Source organism: Chitinophaga sp. 180180018-3 (assembly GCF_037893185.1).
Lineage (GTDB): Bacteria > Bacteroidota > Bacteroidia > Chitinophagales > Chitinophagaceae > Chitinophaga.
The window spans coordinates 4,489,533-4,506,514 of record NZ_CP140772.1; the positions used below are offsets into that span (position 1 = coordinate 4,489,533).

The following is a 16,982-nucleotide window of genomic DNA, read 5'->3' on the forward strand; positions in this document are numbered from 1 at the left end:
TATCTTATGCAATTACATCTGAAATGTATACTGATCGCCAGCCTGTATATCGCAGGTTGTCATCAGAACAATGCCGGCAATACCAATGCTGGTACCGATAACAATTCCGGTGCGGCTGCCACTTCCGGTACGGATGCTACCGGGGAAAGTTCCAACGGCCTTACGTTTAAGAAACAAGGCGCGCTGACATTCATTTCCAAAGCGGGTGCCGATACCCTTCGCAAAATTGATATCCAGCTGGCGCAAACCGATGAGCAGCGCGCCGATGGACTGATGTATCGTAAGTCGATGACAGACGACCAGGGTATGTTGTTCATCTTCCCGGACCTTGAAGAAAGGGCCTTCTGGATGAAGAACACTTATATCTCGCTGGATATTGTTTATATAGATGACAAGATGGAAATCGTATCTATCCAGAAGTACGCCACTCCCCTTTCAGAACAAAGTCTTCCTTCCTATAAGAAAGCGAAGTATGTATTGGAAGTAAATGGCGGTTTCTGTGATAAGTATCATATTGGTTATGGAGATAAGATCAGCTACCAGTAGATCTTAGATAAAATAAAAAGAGAAGCCCTGGCAGACGCCAGGGCTTTTTTCGCTCCTATTGATACATATTTGATCGCTAACATGATAGCCTTGCGTATGCTATCCTTCCGCATTCGCAACATTCAGGATGTGCAGCTGCGTTTTACCGGCAGGCACTTCCCAGTCCACCACGTCACCGGCACTATATCCCAGCAAAGCAGTGCCTATCGGCGAAAGGATAGATAATTTTCCCAGCTGAATATTGCTGGCAGCCGGTAATACCAGCTGTACATTGCGGACAGCGCCGCTGCGCTCGTCTCTGAATTGCAGGGTAGAATTCACCTGCACCACATCTTCGGGTACTTTTCCCTTTCTGATTACTGCCCTTTCGAGCTCCTCTTTCAGTTTCTCAGAACCCGGCGAATGATAACACAGCGTTTTGAGAATTTCGTAATCATGTTGGGATACAATAATCTGTTTCTTTTTCATGATATCGGATTTAAGAATAAGTAATAGATCTGCCTGTGGTGCAGGTGCTGATTTTCAACCGGCACCGCAAGCATTTGTTAAAATGTTCCGCTGCCGGCCTGGAATGTTAAGCGCTAACAGCTAAAGGTTTCTTTTTGTGATAAATCTCTTCATAGCTTCGTATATCCGTTCTGGTTACACGTCTGAATACAGCGGATGGATTTACCTGATCGGCCGAGGCGAATCCGCAGGCGCCCATCAGTTCGGCCAGTGCGGCGATGGTATTGCGGTGATAATTCGCGACGCGCACCCGTTTGTCTGCTACGTTCACGCCCTGATACAAATGGGGATCCTGCGTAGCCACACCTACAGGGCAACTGCCGCTATCGCACTGCAAGGCCTGAATACAGCCCAGCGCCAGCATCATGCCTCTTGCACTGTAGCAGGCATCTGCACCCAATGCCAGTACTTTCATGATATCGAATCCGGTAATGATTTTGCCGCTTGCGAGGATACGGATATGTTCCTTAAGGTGATATTGCCTCAACAGGCCGGTCACCAGTGCAAGCGCATCAAACAATGGCATCCCGATAGAGTCGGTAAACTCCAGCGGCGCCGCGCCCGTACCGCCTTCCGCACCATCCACGGTGATAAAGTCGGGATAGATCCCTGTATTCACCATGGCGGTGCAGATCCGCTCAAACTCATCAGCCCGGCCTACGCACAGCTTGAACCCTACGGGCTTGCCACCGGAAAGTTTCCTTAACTGCTGCAGGAAGGCGAGCATTTCATACTCATCATGGAAGGCGGTATGTGCTGCGGGCGATAATACGCTGACACCCGGTTTTACTTTACGGATACCGGCAATCTCCGGTGTGTTCTTTGCTGCCGGCAATACGCCTCCTTTGCCAGGTTTGGCTCCCTGGCTCAGTTTCAATTCGATCATCTTCACCGCCGGCTCGGCAGCAGATGCAGCAAATATCTCTGATGAAAAATTGCCCTGTTCATCGCGGCAACCGAAGTAGCCGGTGCCTATCTGCCAGATCAGGTGACCGCCATGCTGTAAATGGTAAGGACTGATACCTCCTTCCCCGGTATTATGCGCGAAGCCACCCATCTGGGCGCCACCGTTCAAAGAAGCAATGGCTGTTTTGCTCAATGCGCCGTAACTCATCGCACTGATATTGAGCAGGCTGGCATCATAAGGCTTGTGGCACTGTCCGTTGCCGATCACCACCCTCAGCGATTCAGCTTTTACCCTGATCGGAAACGCTGTATGCGAGGCCCATTCATAGCCTGGTTCATACATATTCTCCAAAGCGCCGAAGGCAACGGTTTGCTTCACATCTTTCGCGCGCTGATATACCACTGCGCGCTGGCGACGGTTAAACGGCCGCCCGTCGGTATCTGATTCAAAAAAGTACTGGCGCATCTCCGGCCGGATCTGTTCCAGCAGATAACGCAGTCGTCCTAATAAGGGATAATTACGTAACAGTGCATGTTTTCCCTGGAACCGGTCGTAGATTGTCAGCAGAGAAAGCCCCACTGCTACCGGCAACAGGAACCATCCACTTAAATATCCGCGATAAAGGCTTGCTGCCACACTCACATCAAGCAACAGGCATGAAAAATAAACCGCCCATCGTGCTATCCGATGATTCATAAAACTGATTTTATAAGATTGTTTTGGAAATACTAATGGAATAAAGCTAGGCTACAGTATAAAGCAGTTATTCCCCCGGGTACAACATTTTACCAGATAAAAGTTGCCCGGGATTACTTGTTGAAGTCTTTAGGACAGGATAAGAACGGCAACAGAAACCCGCTCGTGCATTTGGCTGCACAAGGAGTTTGATATGTGGGTAATATGAAAATTGCCGGATTCAATTATTACTAATTGTATCCGGCAAATATAAGAAATTAATTAAGAATAGGGAATGAAGAATTAAGAAACAGAGCGAAGACATTAGCGAATAACGTTTCAATCGCTAATGTCTTCGCTCTGTTTCTTAATTCTTCATTCCCTATTCTTAATTCTTCGGCAATTCCGGCGCTGTGAAAGGCTTCTGGCGCCCTGCGTTTTGTTTGCGTACCTGTTGTATATCGGCTGCTGTTATTTTATCAGCCTTATTTTTCCAGGCGCTGCGCAGGAAAGTAAGCAGTTGTGCAATATCTGCATCATTGAACTCATCGCTGGCGCCGATTCCCGGCATATCGCCGTTGATTTCAGGCGCCTTGTAGGTTTTGCCGTGCACGTCTACCGGTCCGGTAAGACCATAAAGCACAATAGAGATGAATGCATTTTTATTGCCGTTCACCCAGTTGCTTTCATTAAGTGGCGGCGCCATGGAGGCGATGCCATCTCCGTTTTTACCATGACAGGTCTGACAAACGGTATTAAATATCTTATAACCCCGTGGCAGCGATTTCTTTAACACCTCCATCTTCTTAGCGTTGGCCATATCATCCATTCCTCTCAGCACTGTTTCGAGCTGACGGCGCAATACCAGCGCAGTATCGGGGTTCCAGGCTGTTACCTGTTTCAGGAATGCCGCTTCACGACGGGCGGCATTATTCACCAACGCTGCCGATACATAACGGTTACGGGCATACGCTTTCATCAGTTTATCTTCCAGGCGGGAAGCAGCTGCTTTATCTGCTTTGGCAACTGCGGGCAATATGAATGCCACCGCGGGGGCCAGGTACGGATTATCGGACAATGAGTCGAGTGCTTTGATGCCCGGCGCACTGACGATGGATGGTAACGCTGCCAGGCCCTGTATTTTGAGTGCTGCATCGGATTGCTGCCAGATTGTTTCCAGATCAGCATTATTCAGCTGGTGCAGGCCTTCCAGTGTCCAGAGCGCATGTATGCGGGTGAGTGGCGCATGGCTGTCTTTCAGCATATTCCGCAGCTCCGGCGCCATATCCTTCAATTGATGGTCAATGATCAGTTGTTGGGCTTTATCTCTCAGCGCACCATTGGGGCTATGCAGCAGCGCGGCCAGCGCAGCGGGCGTAAGCTCGATCTTTGCCGGCTGCGGATGGCTGCCGGCCGGAACGATCCTGTAAATGCGGCCGCAGTTCAGCGGCAGCGTGAGTTTACGCATCTTTATTTCATTCTTCAGATATTCGGTCAGGTAGGTTTTATGTTGCAGTATACCACGATACATATCCACGATATACAGTGCTCCATCTAACCCGGTAATCAGGTTCACCGGACGAAAACGCTCATCGGTGCTGGCCAGGAACTCCTTGTGCTGATAAGCCTGTACCCCGCTCACCACGAAGCTACTGTCTTTCAGCAGATTTCTTTTAATCAGGTTAGCGGAAGGCTCGGCCACGAAGGCGTTGCCCGCGTAAGGGGCCGGCAACAGTGCACCACGATAGATCAACGGCCCACAGGCAGCAGTGAAATTCACGAGGCGCAGACTATCGTCCAGCGAGCCTTTCTGATAGCCACGGTTCACCCCCGGCGTAGGCCGTATCGGGTAAGTGCGGTTATCCGGTACGATCTTCTGGTTAAAGCCGGCAGTGTTCTGCTGCTCCGGATTGGTACCTCCGAGTCCTGGTGGAAAGTAATCGCCCAGAAGGTTTTCGGAGTTATTATTATAAAAAAGACGTCCCTGATCATCCTGGGTAATACCCCACTGGCCCCTGAAATGAGTGGACTCCTTCAACCATTTGTTGCCCACCTTACGGTAACGCCTATCTGATTTGGCATTATAAATCCAGTTATCCATGGCACGGAACAGGCCATTTGGCTGATGTTCCACGTTACCTCCGGCTGCGTACTGGTCGTCGACCAACGTCTTCTTCCCTGCTTTATCGTGATTGTTTTCAATAAACCACAGCTGGGGCGGCGTAGCTACCAGCACGCCATTCTCCACCAAACAAACGGCCCTGGGCAGTACGAGAGAGTCCAGGAATACGGTCCGTTTATCCATGATACCGTCGCCGGTGGTATCTTCCAGTATAACAATCTTCCCATTGGGCTTATCTTCTCCGGTACCGGCCGTATCCGGCATAAAGCCGGTCATTTCCACTGCCCACAGCCTGCCTCTTTCATCGAAGGTCATGGCCACGGGAGCAACTATCATTGGCTCCGCCGCTACCAGCTGCACTTCCAGGCCCTTATCCACCTCCATATGGGTAATGGCTGTTTTGGCGTCCAGCACCGGCGACTCCGCAAATTGTTGACGCATGGCCAGCGAATCTTTTTCGCGGCTGTTTGATTGTTGTTGTGTCGTGTTCCCCCCACAGGCATAAAGGCCTAACGACAATGTGGTAATAAACAGATAATGAATACGTTGCATTTTTTTAATTCGATTGCAAAAAGTAAAAATACTGTTCTGAAAATATTTTTTCCGAAAAATTATATGAGCTGCTTTTTACGTAACTGTACGAAGGCAAAAAAACTTATCTTCGTCGCTTTATTGCTTACATTTTACGATTTATTTGCATTTATGGAACGCTTACAGGGCATCATAGGCATTGTACTTATTCTCGGCATTGCTTTTCTATTCTCCAATAACAAAAAGAGGATCAATTACAGGCTGGTGTTTAGTGGTTTAGGATTACAGGCGTTGATTGGTATCCTGGTATTCAAGGTGCCCGTTATCACGAAGTTCTTTCAGTTGGTAGGCGATGCGATGGGTAAGCTGGAATCCTTTGCCCGTCAGGGTGCAGCGTTTGTATATGGAGGCATCGGCGTTTCGCAGCCCGACGGTTTATTTAAGGACTATGCGGGTGGAGGTTTTGTATTTGCATTTAATGTAACAGCCACCATCATCCTGGTGTGTGTGCTGGTGGCGGTATTATACCACTATGGCATCATGCAGCGTGTAGTGGCGGTTATTGCCAGGGCCATGAATTTTGTGATGCGGGTAAGCGGCGCTGAAGCGCTGAGCAACGTAGCCAGTGCATTTGTGGGCCAGGTGGAAGCACAGGTAATGATACGCCCTTATTTATCCAGCATGACTAAAAGTGAGATACTGGCTTCCATGAGCGGCAGCCTTGCCTGTATTGCAGGTGGTATCCTGGTGGTATACGTAAACATGGGTGCGCAGGCAGGTATGCATATTGCCCCATTCCTGATCACGGCCAGCCTGATGGCGGCTCCGGGCGCGCTGGTTATCTCCAAGATTGTATTTCCGGAAACAGAGGAAAGTGTTACGATGGGTCGTGTTAAGATGGAAGTAAAAAGTAACTATACCAACGTCATCGACGCTATTTCACATGGCGCCGGCGATGGTTTTAAGATAGCCATGAACGTTATAGCGATGCTGATTGGTTTCATCGCGTTCATTGCGCTGATCGACTGGATACTGATTCACATCGGCCACTTATTCAATCCTAACTTCAACCTGAGCCTGGATTGGATCTTCGGACAAATATTTACGCCGATGGCCTGGGCAATGGGTGTTCCTTCAACGGATGTACAGAGCGTGGCCACCCTGCTGGGACAAAAACTGACTATCAACGAATTCGTGGCATTTAAAAGTCTTACCAGCCACAATGTACCCGTACTATCTCAAAAAGGCATTGCCATTGTTACCATTGCCATAGCGGGTTTCGCCAACTTCAGCAGTGTGGGCATGCAGATCGGTGGTATCGGAGAACTGGCTCCCGACCGCAGATCCGACCTCGCCAGGCTTGGCCTGAAAGCCCTGCTTTGCGGAACATTGGCGTCTTATATGTCTGCAACGATAGCGGGAATACTGCTTTAAGAATTAAGAATAGAGAAAGAAGAATTAAGAAACAGAGCGAAGACCTAAGCGGATAGTTTTAAACATTTGCTTAGGTCTTCGCTCTGTTTCTTAATTCTTCTTTCTCTATTCTTAATTCCTTACTCCGGTTCCGTAAACTGATGTAACGCGTCCGCTACTGCATTGGATTGGTTCACGAAGAAAAGGGCAAAGCTTATCAATGCCTGCTGGTCCGTGGCAGTAAACTGGATAGTCCAGTTCAGGTTAGCGGTATTGGAGGTGGTATCTGCAGCCATTTCAACAGTCTGGGTACAGCTGGTGATACCAGGATATCCGGCCAGTGCGTAGGAATAGCCTGCTGATGTGGTGTTATCCAATGTTTCGGTAATGGTGACGTCTTTACTGACTTTCAATGTGCGGGTGTTGCCCTGTACTGCATAATCGTTGTTCCAGAACGGATGCTGAAACTGGCAGGCAAAGCCCTGCAGGGGTTGCAACAGCGCGATATTGTATTTCCAGGTGCGCTTAAAGGAAATGTTTCCATTGACATTGGAAATAGTCAACGGTATGTACAATTCTCCGAAAACGAAATCAGATAAAGCGTCGGTATCCATGATACCTTTTGTGTAATTCACCAGCCAGCGGGCATTGGCGTCACTTCTGTTCTTAGGTGCGGCCACACTGCATACGAGGCCGGTATTTTTTGTGATGAAGTCGAGAATGGGGTTACTGCTGCCGTTTTGCAGGTTGCCACTAACAGTATGGCCGTAGTGAAGCGTGTAATTGAGCCAGGCTACCGTGGTGCCACGGGGTATTGCTACCAGCGACATCCTTTCAGCAAGGGAAACCACTTCACTTACTTTTTGTGCAGTCAGCGACTCATTATTCAGCAGGCTTTGCTGCAGGGCATCTTCCAATTGCTGCGACCTGTTGCGCAGATAGCTCATCGGATAACCATTGCCGCCGATCATCTTTTTTTCCGGGGCAGAAAACCCTTTCCTGGCCCAGGCGGGGATATTATTCACCGAATCGAAACCTACCGGAGCACGGTTGGTATAGATCCTTTCCAATGGCGTCATATCTATCATCCGTTTGCCTTCGTTATAGATCTCCCGCTGCGTAAGTAATACAGGTGCATCTGCGCCGGTGTCCATCTTCACTGCCAAAATAAAGGGATCTATGGGTTCCCCATCCTGCCATACCAGGTGGTTTTCTCCCAGCAGCAACGGATTCAGACCGTTCTTCGGCAACAGGTCCATCCGGATCTTTTTCTGATCGCTGCCGGTGATCTGACCCGGCGCGATATTAAACAGCGACTGCACTCCAGTAACAGCCAATTTCTGTTGCACGCCGCTGGTTTGCACGGCGCCAACAGATTGCATTACCTGCAGGGGAACGAAGCCCACACTAGTGTTTTTGCCCGCTGCCATTAAGGAAATGTCCACGCAGTTGACGCCCAGCTCCGGCAGTTTATCGAGCGGTTCCCGTAGTATCTGGGAGTCGTTCGTATGCTGCCATACCAGGGCACGGTTCAACTTCCTGTTACCATCAGCGGAATGCAGCATATGCGTGCCTGTGCAACCGGATTCGTCTGTTGGAGGATCGGGATCTGTAGACAGCTGCACCTTGCCCCAACCCGCAAAACGAAGTCTTAGTAAAAAGGCATCCTGAAAAGTCTTGCCGCCATTGTCCCCTACCGGCGCTTCTTCATATACATCACTCTCCGGGTGATCCTGCTGATAGGTCAGGTCGGGCATTTTACCGGAATATCCGCCATGCTCTCTGAATGGAAACTGCTTCTTGAATTCGCCTACAACCGACAAGGCATCCAACCTTGTCAGTATCATCGACCGCAGGTGCTCATCAGCGATGGCAGCAGTTTTGATGGGTTCTATCTGCGCAGCAGCCCATTTCGCTACTTCTTCCAAAGCATTAATGGCATAATAATCCATCTCATCATTAATGGCCTCGCTTCTCGCATCAGCTGTGTAAAGTTCCAGCAGTTGCCGTGCATATAACGGCAACACTGGCAGATCGGCCGGGTCGAAGGAAAATAGTTGTTGCTTATTGATATTAAACATCGAGGCCAGTTCCAGGAACGGCCTGATGGCAATTGACATAATAGGCCAGGAAGCCAGCATTTCAATGGCTTCACGTCGCGATTCATCAGCATTCCAGTCGTAGGTTTCATACATACGGGAAAGCCACATGATCATCACCAGGTAGCAAACATTGAACTGTTGCGGGATCTGGGCCGTTATTTTCTGGAGGTAAGCATTGTTGCCGGCATCCAGTGGTTTCCGGAATGCTTCAAATGTAAGGTTGCTTTGTTTGGCGAGGTCGTTTTCGTTCCGCAGGCCCATCATGATCATGGCAAAACGGTAAAGGTGCGACTGGCGTATATTCTCGCAATCCTGCATCCATTGAGGGGTTGTATTTCCCCTGGAATTGTAATTGGCCTGATAGGCAAGCAGGTAAGCCCGGGGACCTCCCAATTCCGCTACCTTGGCCAGCAGGGCTGCTGCGCCTTCTTCGAAATGGGTAGCTCCCTCTCCTTCTTCCACGATCTCTTTGATGATATCGTCCACTGTTTTTACATCTCTGTAAGAGCTGCCTGTATTTTTCTTGTTGAAGGTGGTAAAGTTTTTACTGCGATATACAGGGCCTATGGGAAGAAAGCCTTCGCCGGCATATTCAGGGTTCAGTAACTCATTGACGAGATTTCTGTTATTATTCACTACCCATTGATTATGGAAGGCTTCCGCATACAGGGGTTGTATTCCCTGCTGATAAAAATCTGCGATCGACTGGAAATGCAGTTCTTCCAGCGAAGGCAGTCCTACGGCTGCTTCTGCCATTTCCCTGGCAACAGCAGCGGGTTGCTCCAGTGGCGGCAGTTTCATGTAGATATCGTATAGCCGGTCCGACAGGTTTTTACGTTTTTCATCGTCTGCTACATTGAACAACATGCTCTCGATCCGGAAGTTCATTTCCAGCTCAAACAGCTGTTTGAAAAGGGCCAGCGATGCCGGTCCGAAAGGATCCTGGTCTTGCAGCGCGTCAGTGGATTCATACAGCACAAAGTTCTGTATATTCTCCAGGGTAAGCTTATTCACCGGGATTTGTACGCCCTTTCCATCATCTACCGGCACTTCTCCGATGGTGGCTTTCCAGTTACTGATGATCCAGTTGCCGGAAGTTTTGTCGCGTGGTGGCAGGGTAAAACAGGGCCTTTCTCCTATTCCTCTCAGCATACATTGCACATAGTGGAGATGCAACATTTCTTCGTGACCAACGAACAAAATGGATTGCTTCCACGATCGGGCCAGTTCAAACTGAACGGCGGCACGCCGGTTGTCTTGTCCATCTTTTGTTTTCTCGAATTCCTGGGGAGTACTCTTGATACTGCACGCCGTGTAAAGGTAGGCGTTCAGCAGACAGTGTTCCAGCTGGGCAGCTTCCTGTAGAAGGGCCACTAGTAGCCGGTAAGCATCGTTTTTGGGCTTCATGGTTATTTTTGGTTTAAGACAGTGCTATTGAGGGATACACTTCATGAACGGGGAATCACACGGGGCTAAAGCTAAGGATTTATTTTAAAGAATTACGAATTAGGAATTACGAATTACGAAATAACGCGAAGACCTAAGCGGGTGATAACTATTATATAATTATAGTCACTCGCTTAGGTCTTCGCGTTATTTCGTAATTCGTAATTCCTAATTCGTAATTCTCTAGTCTAATCTCTTCAGCAAATCATTCTGCACATTCATCCAGGAATCGGTTTGTCCTTCGGTATCCCAGTAATTTTTCATTTCTGAAGCTGCCAGTATTTTATTAACAGCAGCGATAGCCTGGTTTCTGAGGGCACGTGTACCGATCAGGTTCAGGACATCCAGCCGGTCAAGCGGATCTTCCGGGAAATCCTCGCTTGGCTTGCTTACGAGGGCAGCAACTACTTCTGCTGCCGCCAGCCCTTCTTCACAGTCCGGTATTTCAAGTTTTTCATTATTGTTGACGATACGTGCCAGTGTGTCTGTCACAAGACCCCCGTCTTTATTATCAATCAGATCAAAAACCCAGTCCTGTGATCCATCATTTTCAAAATTCCTGGTGCCCCATGCGCCCATAATTAGTACTTTTTTTATTTTATCAGAATATTGAATAAAAATAATAAACTCTTTTTAACAACAACCAAAACAGGTTACTAGTTCAGACTCCGGAAATCGACCGGTACCAGTTTACTGACCCCCGGTTCCTGCATAGTTACGCCATAGATCACGTCTACAGCGGCCATGGTCTGTTTATTATGCGTTACAATAATAAATTGTGAATTATCTGAGAATTTGCGGATCATATTGGTAAACTTGCCCACGTTGGCATCATCCAGTGGCGCATCCACCTCATCGAGGATACAGAATGGCGCCGGTTTGATGAGGTAAATAGCAAACAGCAATGCAGTAGCCGTCAGGGTTTTCTCCCCACCAGACAGCTGTGTAATGGCTGCCGGGCGTTTCCCTTTCGGTTTGGCGATGATCTCAATACCGGTATCCGCCAGGTTTTCCGGATCGCTCAGTATCATATCGCACTGATCTTCTTCGGTAAACAGGGCTTTAAATACCCGGATGAAGTTCTCTTTCACCTGGTTAAAAGTATCCAGGAATTTCTGGTTGGCGGTCGACTCTACCTCCTGAATAGTAGCCAGCAGCGAGTCTTTCGCATTCACCAGGTCAGTTTTCTGTTCCAGGATGAACTCGTAGCGTTTTTTCATCTCCTGAAAAGCTTCGATAGCCGTGGGGTTGATTTCTCCCATATTCTCCATACGCTTCTTCAGTCGCTCGGCACCGGCCTGCAGTTCATCGACCGACTGATCGGAGCTGCGCTGTTCATCAATAATTTCATCAAGGTTTACTTTGAATTCCACGCTGAGCCTTTCTTTCATAGAAGTCAGCTGCAGCTTCAGTTCATTCACTTTATCCTTGATGGTATTCAGCTGCTGTTCGAGCTGTTCTTTAGCGCGCTGTTTGGTTCTCAGCGTGCTTTCCAGCTCCTGCAGATGGTTACGGAAGTTGTAATATTCCTGGTCTTTTTCATTGAGGGCTTTTTCTTCCTCTTCGCGCTGGCGGAACAACTCCACCAGGCCATCGTCGGCATGACTCAGCTTTTCCTGTGCAGCAGCGATGTTGGCCACCGCATCTTCGAGCTGGGTTTTATTGCTGGTGATCTGCACATGCAGATCCGCCAGTTGCTTGCGTTTGAATTCCAGTTCCTGCTTCAGCGCCTGCACCTTACTTTGCTGGCGGGTATGCTGCAGGTTCTGGTTGTTGAATTGAACGGTGGCCATATTGAACTGTTGTTCGGCTTCCTGGGCCAGCCTGTCGGCCTCCGTGATGCCATCCTGCAGCTCATTTACACGATCGTTCAGGTTTTCCAGTTCTTCCCTGACACCGGAAATGCTGGCCTGGTTGTTATCCAGCGACTGTTGCATTTCCTCGAGTCTTTTATCCCCTGCTTCGATGAGGTGGTGGAAGTTCTCGATCCTGTTTTGCAGGCCGAATAACTGGTTATTCAACTGATTAACCCTTTCACGGGCAGCGTTGATATTATTTTCATTCAGCTGGCTGTTGTAGCCCAGCACTTCGTTGTGTTTCTCCTGGAGAGCAGTTCTGAGGCCACTTACCACGGCTTCGAGATCTTTGATTTCGATTTCTAATTTCTCGAGATTTTTAGCACGCCCCAGTTTTTTCCCTTCAAAAAGTCCTACCGAACCACCGCTGATATTGTATTTTCCGCGATGCATGCGGCCGGATTTTTCTACCAGCAGTATCCGCTCATCCGCGAGCTGACTGAATTCCAGGCGGGTAAGATCTTCCCCTATGAATACTTTTCCCAGCAGATATTGGCCGAGGCCTTTGTATTTTTCGTCGATTTCCACCACTTCCAGCGCAGGGATGGTTCCCGGCGGCGCCAATAAAGGCGTGGCATCGGTGCGGAACTGATCGAGTATGAAGAAATTAGCTTTCCCTTTTTTGTTGGCGTCGAGCAGCTGGATGGCCTGTACTGCTTCCTGTACGTTATTGACCACGTAGTAGCTCAGGTATGGCTCCAGCAGATTTTCCACACAGGTGCGGTATTCTTCCTTACAGAAGAAGATGTCGCTCAGTATGGGCGCGTTATTATTCCAATCCGGATTTTTCTTGAGGAACTTGATACTTTCGGGATAGCCTTCCAGGCTGTCGACCAGCGATTTGAGCAGGTCGAATTCATTCTTTTTGGCATCCAGGGTACGGTTTTCATCCACGAGGCGATCGCGTAGTCCTTCGATATCCGACTGGGTAGCGAGGATTTTGCTTTTTGTTTCCTCCTGGAAGCGGACCATATTTTCCAGCTCTGTTTTGGCAGTGTCGAGGGTTTGCTGATGGGTACCTTTTTCCGATTCCAGCTGGGTGATCTGTTGCTGGCGGCCGGTTTTCTCTTCCTGCAATTGCTGAATGCTGCGTTGGAGGTTGAGTACGGAGGTATCCGCAACGGCTACTTTCTTTTCAGCTTCAAACTGTTGGCGTTGCCAGCGTTGCTGGTCGTTGCGCAGGGTTTCGAGGCCCTGTTTCTTTTGCTGGAAGCGTTCTTTCTTTTCTTCCACCATATCGCGCAGCGTATCCAGCTCATCGGCCATGGTTTCAAACACCTCTCCTTCTTCTTCTACCTGTTTCTCTGTAAACTCAATGGAGGTGGTTAATCCCTGTAACTGTCCTTCTGCATTGCCGAGGAAGTCGCTGATATTTTTTTCCCGTTCGCGTAGATATGTCAGTTGCTGCGAGGCGAGGTTTTTGTCGTTTTCTTTGGTGCGGATCGTTGAAACCAGTTCATTGAACGATTTCTGGAGGGTCTGCAGCTCTCTTTCCTTGGCTACAAAATGCAGCTTATCCTGCTCCACGGCGGCTTCTGCTGCAGTTATTTCTGTTTCCAGGGCCAGTTTCCGGTCGCTTTCCGTTTGTTGGGTATCTGACAGCTCTTTAAAGGTGATATTAAAGCCTTCCAGGGCGGCTTTAGCGAGTTCGATGCTGATTTCCCGGTACTCCTTTTTCACTTCATAGAAGCGTTCGGCTTTACGGGCCTGGCTTTCCAGCGTTTTGAGGTTATTATTGATTTCAAACAACAGATCCTCAATACGGTTCAGATCGCCTTCAGTAGCATCCAGCTTGGTTTTCGCTTCTTTTTTACGGGTTTTGTAGATGGAAATCCCGGCGGCCTGTTCCAACATGCGCCGGCGGCTGTTTTCCTTGTCTTTGATGATATCGTCTACCATCCCCAGTTCAATGATGGCGTAGGAGTCGGTACTCACGCCGGTATCCATGAACAGGTTATGAATATCTTTCAAACGGCAGGCAACATCATTCAGCCGGTATTCACTATCGCCGTTTTTGTAGAATTTACGTGTAATCGTCACCGTGGTAAATTCGGTGGGCAGTACGTTCTTGGTATTCTCGAAAGTAAGGCTAACTTCCGCCATACCGCTGGCGGAGCGGCTTTTGGAGCCATTGAATACAAGTCCGGCCTGGTTTTCCGATCTGAGGTTGCTGATCTTATGCTCCCCGATTACCCAGCGAATGGAGTCGATGATATTACTTTTACCGCAACCGTTAGGTCCAATTACGCCCGTGATCCCTTCATCAAACTGTAAAACGGTTTTATCAGCAAAACTTTTAAAGCCTTTAATTTCTAGTGTTTTTAAGCGCACGTCGTACTCCGGAGTTTTTTAAGGCGTCAAAGATATAATTTTACCCGAATCAAAAGTAATTTAAGCGAGATGCCAGAATGTATCGCAATTTTTTATACACAGTTCCCGCCTGATCGCCTCTTTTCCGGAAAAACATTCACCATTTAAGAGACTGATTATAAATATAGTAAAAAGAACAATTGGAATTTAACAGGATGGGGGAAAATAGCTGTTAGCTGTCAGCTGTCAGTTGCCAGCCGCCGGCAACTGACAGCTAACAGCTATTTTCTTATCTTTGCCGCTCAAAACCCGGAATCGCTTGCGTAGAGAACAGCAGATCAACGAAATCAAAAATTTCCTTTACAGTTATCATTTCAGCAACGGTATGCGTACTACCATCAGCGTGGTAGTTCCTTCGCTGGTATTTGCCTGGTTTGGGCAGCTGGGATTGGGTATTGCCGCATCGATGGGAGGTTTGTGTACGGCGCTCTGCGATGTGCCGGGCACGATCATTCACAAGCGGAATGGTCTTATCATCAGTACCATCCTCATTTTCCTGACAGCGCTGGGCACCGGTCTGCTGATGCCTTATCATGCGCTGATGACGATCTGGATAGCGGTTTGCTGTTTCGTATATGCGATGATGCTGGTTTATGGCAACCGGGGAGGCAACATAGGCACTGGCTGTTTGCTTGTGATGGTATCTATACTGGGTGAGCCTCAATTGACGCCCCAGCTGACACTGCTGCATTCCTCGATGGTACTGCTGGGAAGCATCTGGTATGCGACGCTGGCGCTGATTCTATGGCAGATACGGCCTTACCTCAACGTACAGCAGGCCCTGGGCGATTGCATCCTGCAAACAGCCCGCTACCTGGAGCTGAGGGCTAATTTCTATACTCCCGGTGTGGATGTCACCGAAAATTATAAACAGGTGCTGGCCCAGCAGGTGGTCGTGAATGAGAAACAGGAGAATGTAAGGGAACAGCTGCTGAAAAGAAGGGCTGCCCAGCAGGGCACTACCAGCATCAATAAAAGCATGGTGCTTATTTTCCTGGATATGGTAGACCTCCAGGAACAGATCATGGCCTCCCAAACCGATTATAACGCGTTGCAGGCCGATTTTAAGGAGCAGGATATCCTTGAAAAGTTCCATGCCCTGATCATGGAATTTGCCCAGGAGCTGCGGAACATCGGTATGGCCGTGGCATCCGGACAACGTTCGCTGCCCCGTGCCAACCTGAAGTTTGAGATGGAAAAGGTAAAGCAGGCCATCGCCGATATCACCCTGCAACTGCCCACCCTCAAGGAAAGAACCCGTACCATTCCGCTTACCAACATCCTGCAAAACCTGCAGGATATGGCGCAACGTATTTATAACCTCCACCGTCTGACCCGGCTGGAGCGACTGAAAGACGAATCCATAGATCCCAGGCTGGAGCTGTCGAAGTTTACAACACGCCAGAAATACGACTTCGAAACCTTCCGCGATAACCTGACGTTTAAATCGCATATCTTCCGCCATGCCCTGCGGGTGAGCATTGCCACGGTAACGGGCTATACCCTGGGCCTGGTGTTTCAGCTGGACCGGGTTTACTGGATACTGCTGACAATTGTAGTGATCCTGAAACCGGGATTCGGCCTCACCAAATCCAGGAGCATACAGCGGCTTATCGGAACCGTTACCGGTGCGCTCTTTGCCGCCGGCGTGCTGTATCTTACCCAGAACAACACCGTGATCTTTGTGATGATGCTGCTCTGTATTCTGGGCGCCTATAGTTTCATGAGCTTCAAATACACGCTGAGTGTATTTTTTGTGACGCCTTTCGTCATCTTCCTGTTGCATCTGCTGCACCCTGCCGATCTGCTGAACGTGACGCAGCGGGTGCTGGATACCTTCATCGGCGGAGGTATTGCCTTCGTGGCTAATATGCTGCTGTGGCCAGCCTGGGAGCGCAGCTTCCTGCCAGATTACATGAAGAAAATGATGGAAACCAACCGCCGGTATTTTGAGCTGGTGATGCGGGCCTATTCCAATGAACAGGTATCTGTTACGGATTTTAAGCTCGCACGTAAAGATAATTACGTGGCGACGGCCAATATGATGTCGGCTTTCCAGCGGATGCTGTCGGAGCCCAAGAGCAAACAAAAGAATGCCTCACAGATATATCACTACGTGGTGCTGAGTCATACGCTTACCTCGCACACCGCCACCCTGGCGGCTTACAACCTGCATCACGGCGTGCAGTTTCCCCGGCCTGAATACCGGGAGATCACTGATTATCTGCTCCATTACATGGATCAGCTGGCGCTGATGACCAATCCGGCGAATGCAACTGATGTTACCATTTCTCCGCAGGTACATGCCTTCGACCGGCTGGATGCGCATCTTGAAAACCTGGTACAGCTGCGGCAGCAGGAGATTAATGAAGGCAAGGGAGCTACTGCGACAAGAGATGAGATGCTGGAGACGAAGCAGGTGCATGATCAGCTGGTGACGATATTGAATTTGCTGAGGGAGATGAAGAAGGCGTTTAGTTGATGGGGGGATAGTTTGGTTAAAAATC

Annotated in this window: 9 protein-coding genes; 3 read left to right on the plus strand and 6 right to left on the minus strand. The window is 49.0% G+C overall.

Annotation, left to right across the window (positions count from 1 at the left end; all coding sequences use genetic code 11):
• Window positions 1-6: 6 nt before the first annotated feature.
• Window positions 7-546, plus strand: a complete 540-nt coding sequence (locus tag UNH61_RS17515) for a DUF192 domain-containing protein (protein WP_326993271.1) — start codon at window positions 7-9, stop codon at window positions 544-546.
• Between the two features lie 99 nt (window positions 547-645).
• Here the strand turns inward: UNH61_RS17515 and UNH61_RS17520 are convergent, their stop codons facing one another.
• The 3 genes from UNH61_RS17520 to UNH61_RS17530 form a co-directional block, all read right to left on the minus strand.
• Window positions 646-1,014: a GreA/GreB family elongation factor gene (locus UNH61_RS17520; RefSeq protein ID WP_326993272.1), complete on the minus strand. Its 369-nt coding sequence runs from the start codon at window positions 1,012-1,014 to the stop codon at window positions 646-648.
• A 106-nt stretch (window positions 1,015-1,120) separates the two neighbouring features.
• Window positions 1,121-2,656, minus strand: a complete 1,536-nt coding sequence (locus UNH61_RS17525; protein WP_326993273.1) for an FMN-binding glutamate synthase family protein — start codon at window positions 2,654-2,656, stop codon at window positions 1,121-1,123.
• Between the two features lie 367 nt (window positions 2,657-3,023).
• A complete protein-coding gene (locus tag UNH61_RS17530) occupies window positions 3,024-5,309 on the minus strand; it encodes a c-type cytochrome (RefSeq protein WP_326993274.1) in 2,286 nt (761 codons plus the stop codon).
• Between the two features lie 150 nt (window positions 5,310-5,459).
• On the opposite strand from UNH61_RS17530, the gene UNH61_RS17535 reads away from it, so the two are divergent.
• Window positions 5,460-6,722 carry a nucleoside transporter C-terminal domain-containing protein gene (locus UNH61_RS17535; protein WP_326993275.1) on the plus strand — a complete coding sequence of 421 codons (1,263 nt, stop codon included), beginning with the start codon at window positions 5,460-5,462 and terminating at the stop codon, window positions 6,720-6,722.
• Between the two features lie 119 nt (window positions 6,723-6,841).
• On the opposite strand, the gene UNH61_RS17540 is transcribed toward UNH61_RS17535, so the two are convergent.
• The 3 genes from UNH61_RS17540 to smc all read right to left on the minus strand — a co-directional run bounded on the left by UNH61_RS17540 (window position 6,842) and on the right by smc (window position 14,436).
• Window positions 6,842-10,210, minus strand: coding sequence for a ferritin-like domain-containing protein (locus tag UNH61_RS17540; RefSeq protein ID WP_326993276.1), 3,369 nt, complete (start codon window positions 10,208-10,210; stop codon window positions 6,842-6,844).
• Between the two features lie 222 nt (window positions 10,211-10,432).
• Complete coding sequence (locus UNH61_RS17545) at window positions 10,433-10,828, minus strand: DUF4259 domain-containing protein (RefSeq protein WP_326993277.1); 396 nt, start codon at window positions 10,826-10,828, stop codon at window positions 10,433-10,435.
• A gap of 77 nt (window positions 10,829-10,905) precedes the next feature.
• On the minus strand, window positions 10,906-14,436 hold the full coding sequence (gene smc / locus UNH61_RS17550; protein ID WP_326993278.1) for a chromosome segregation protein SMC: 3,531 nt from the start codon (window positions 14,434-14,436) through the stop codon (window positions 10,906-10,908).
• Window positions 14,437-14,734: 298 nt separating this feature from the next.
• On the opposite strand from smc, the gene UNH61_RS17555 reads away from it, so the two are divergent.
• A complete protein-coding gene (locus UNH61_RS17555) occupies window positions 14,735-16,957 on the plus strand; it encodes an FUSC family membrane protein (protein ID WP_326993279.1) in 2,223 nt (740 codons plus the stop codon).
• Window positions 16,958-16,982 lie beyond the last annotated feature (25 nt).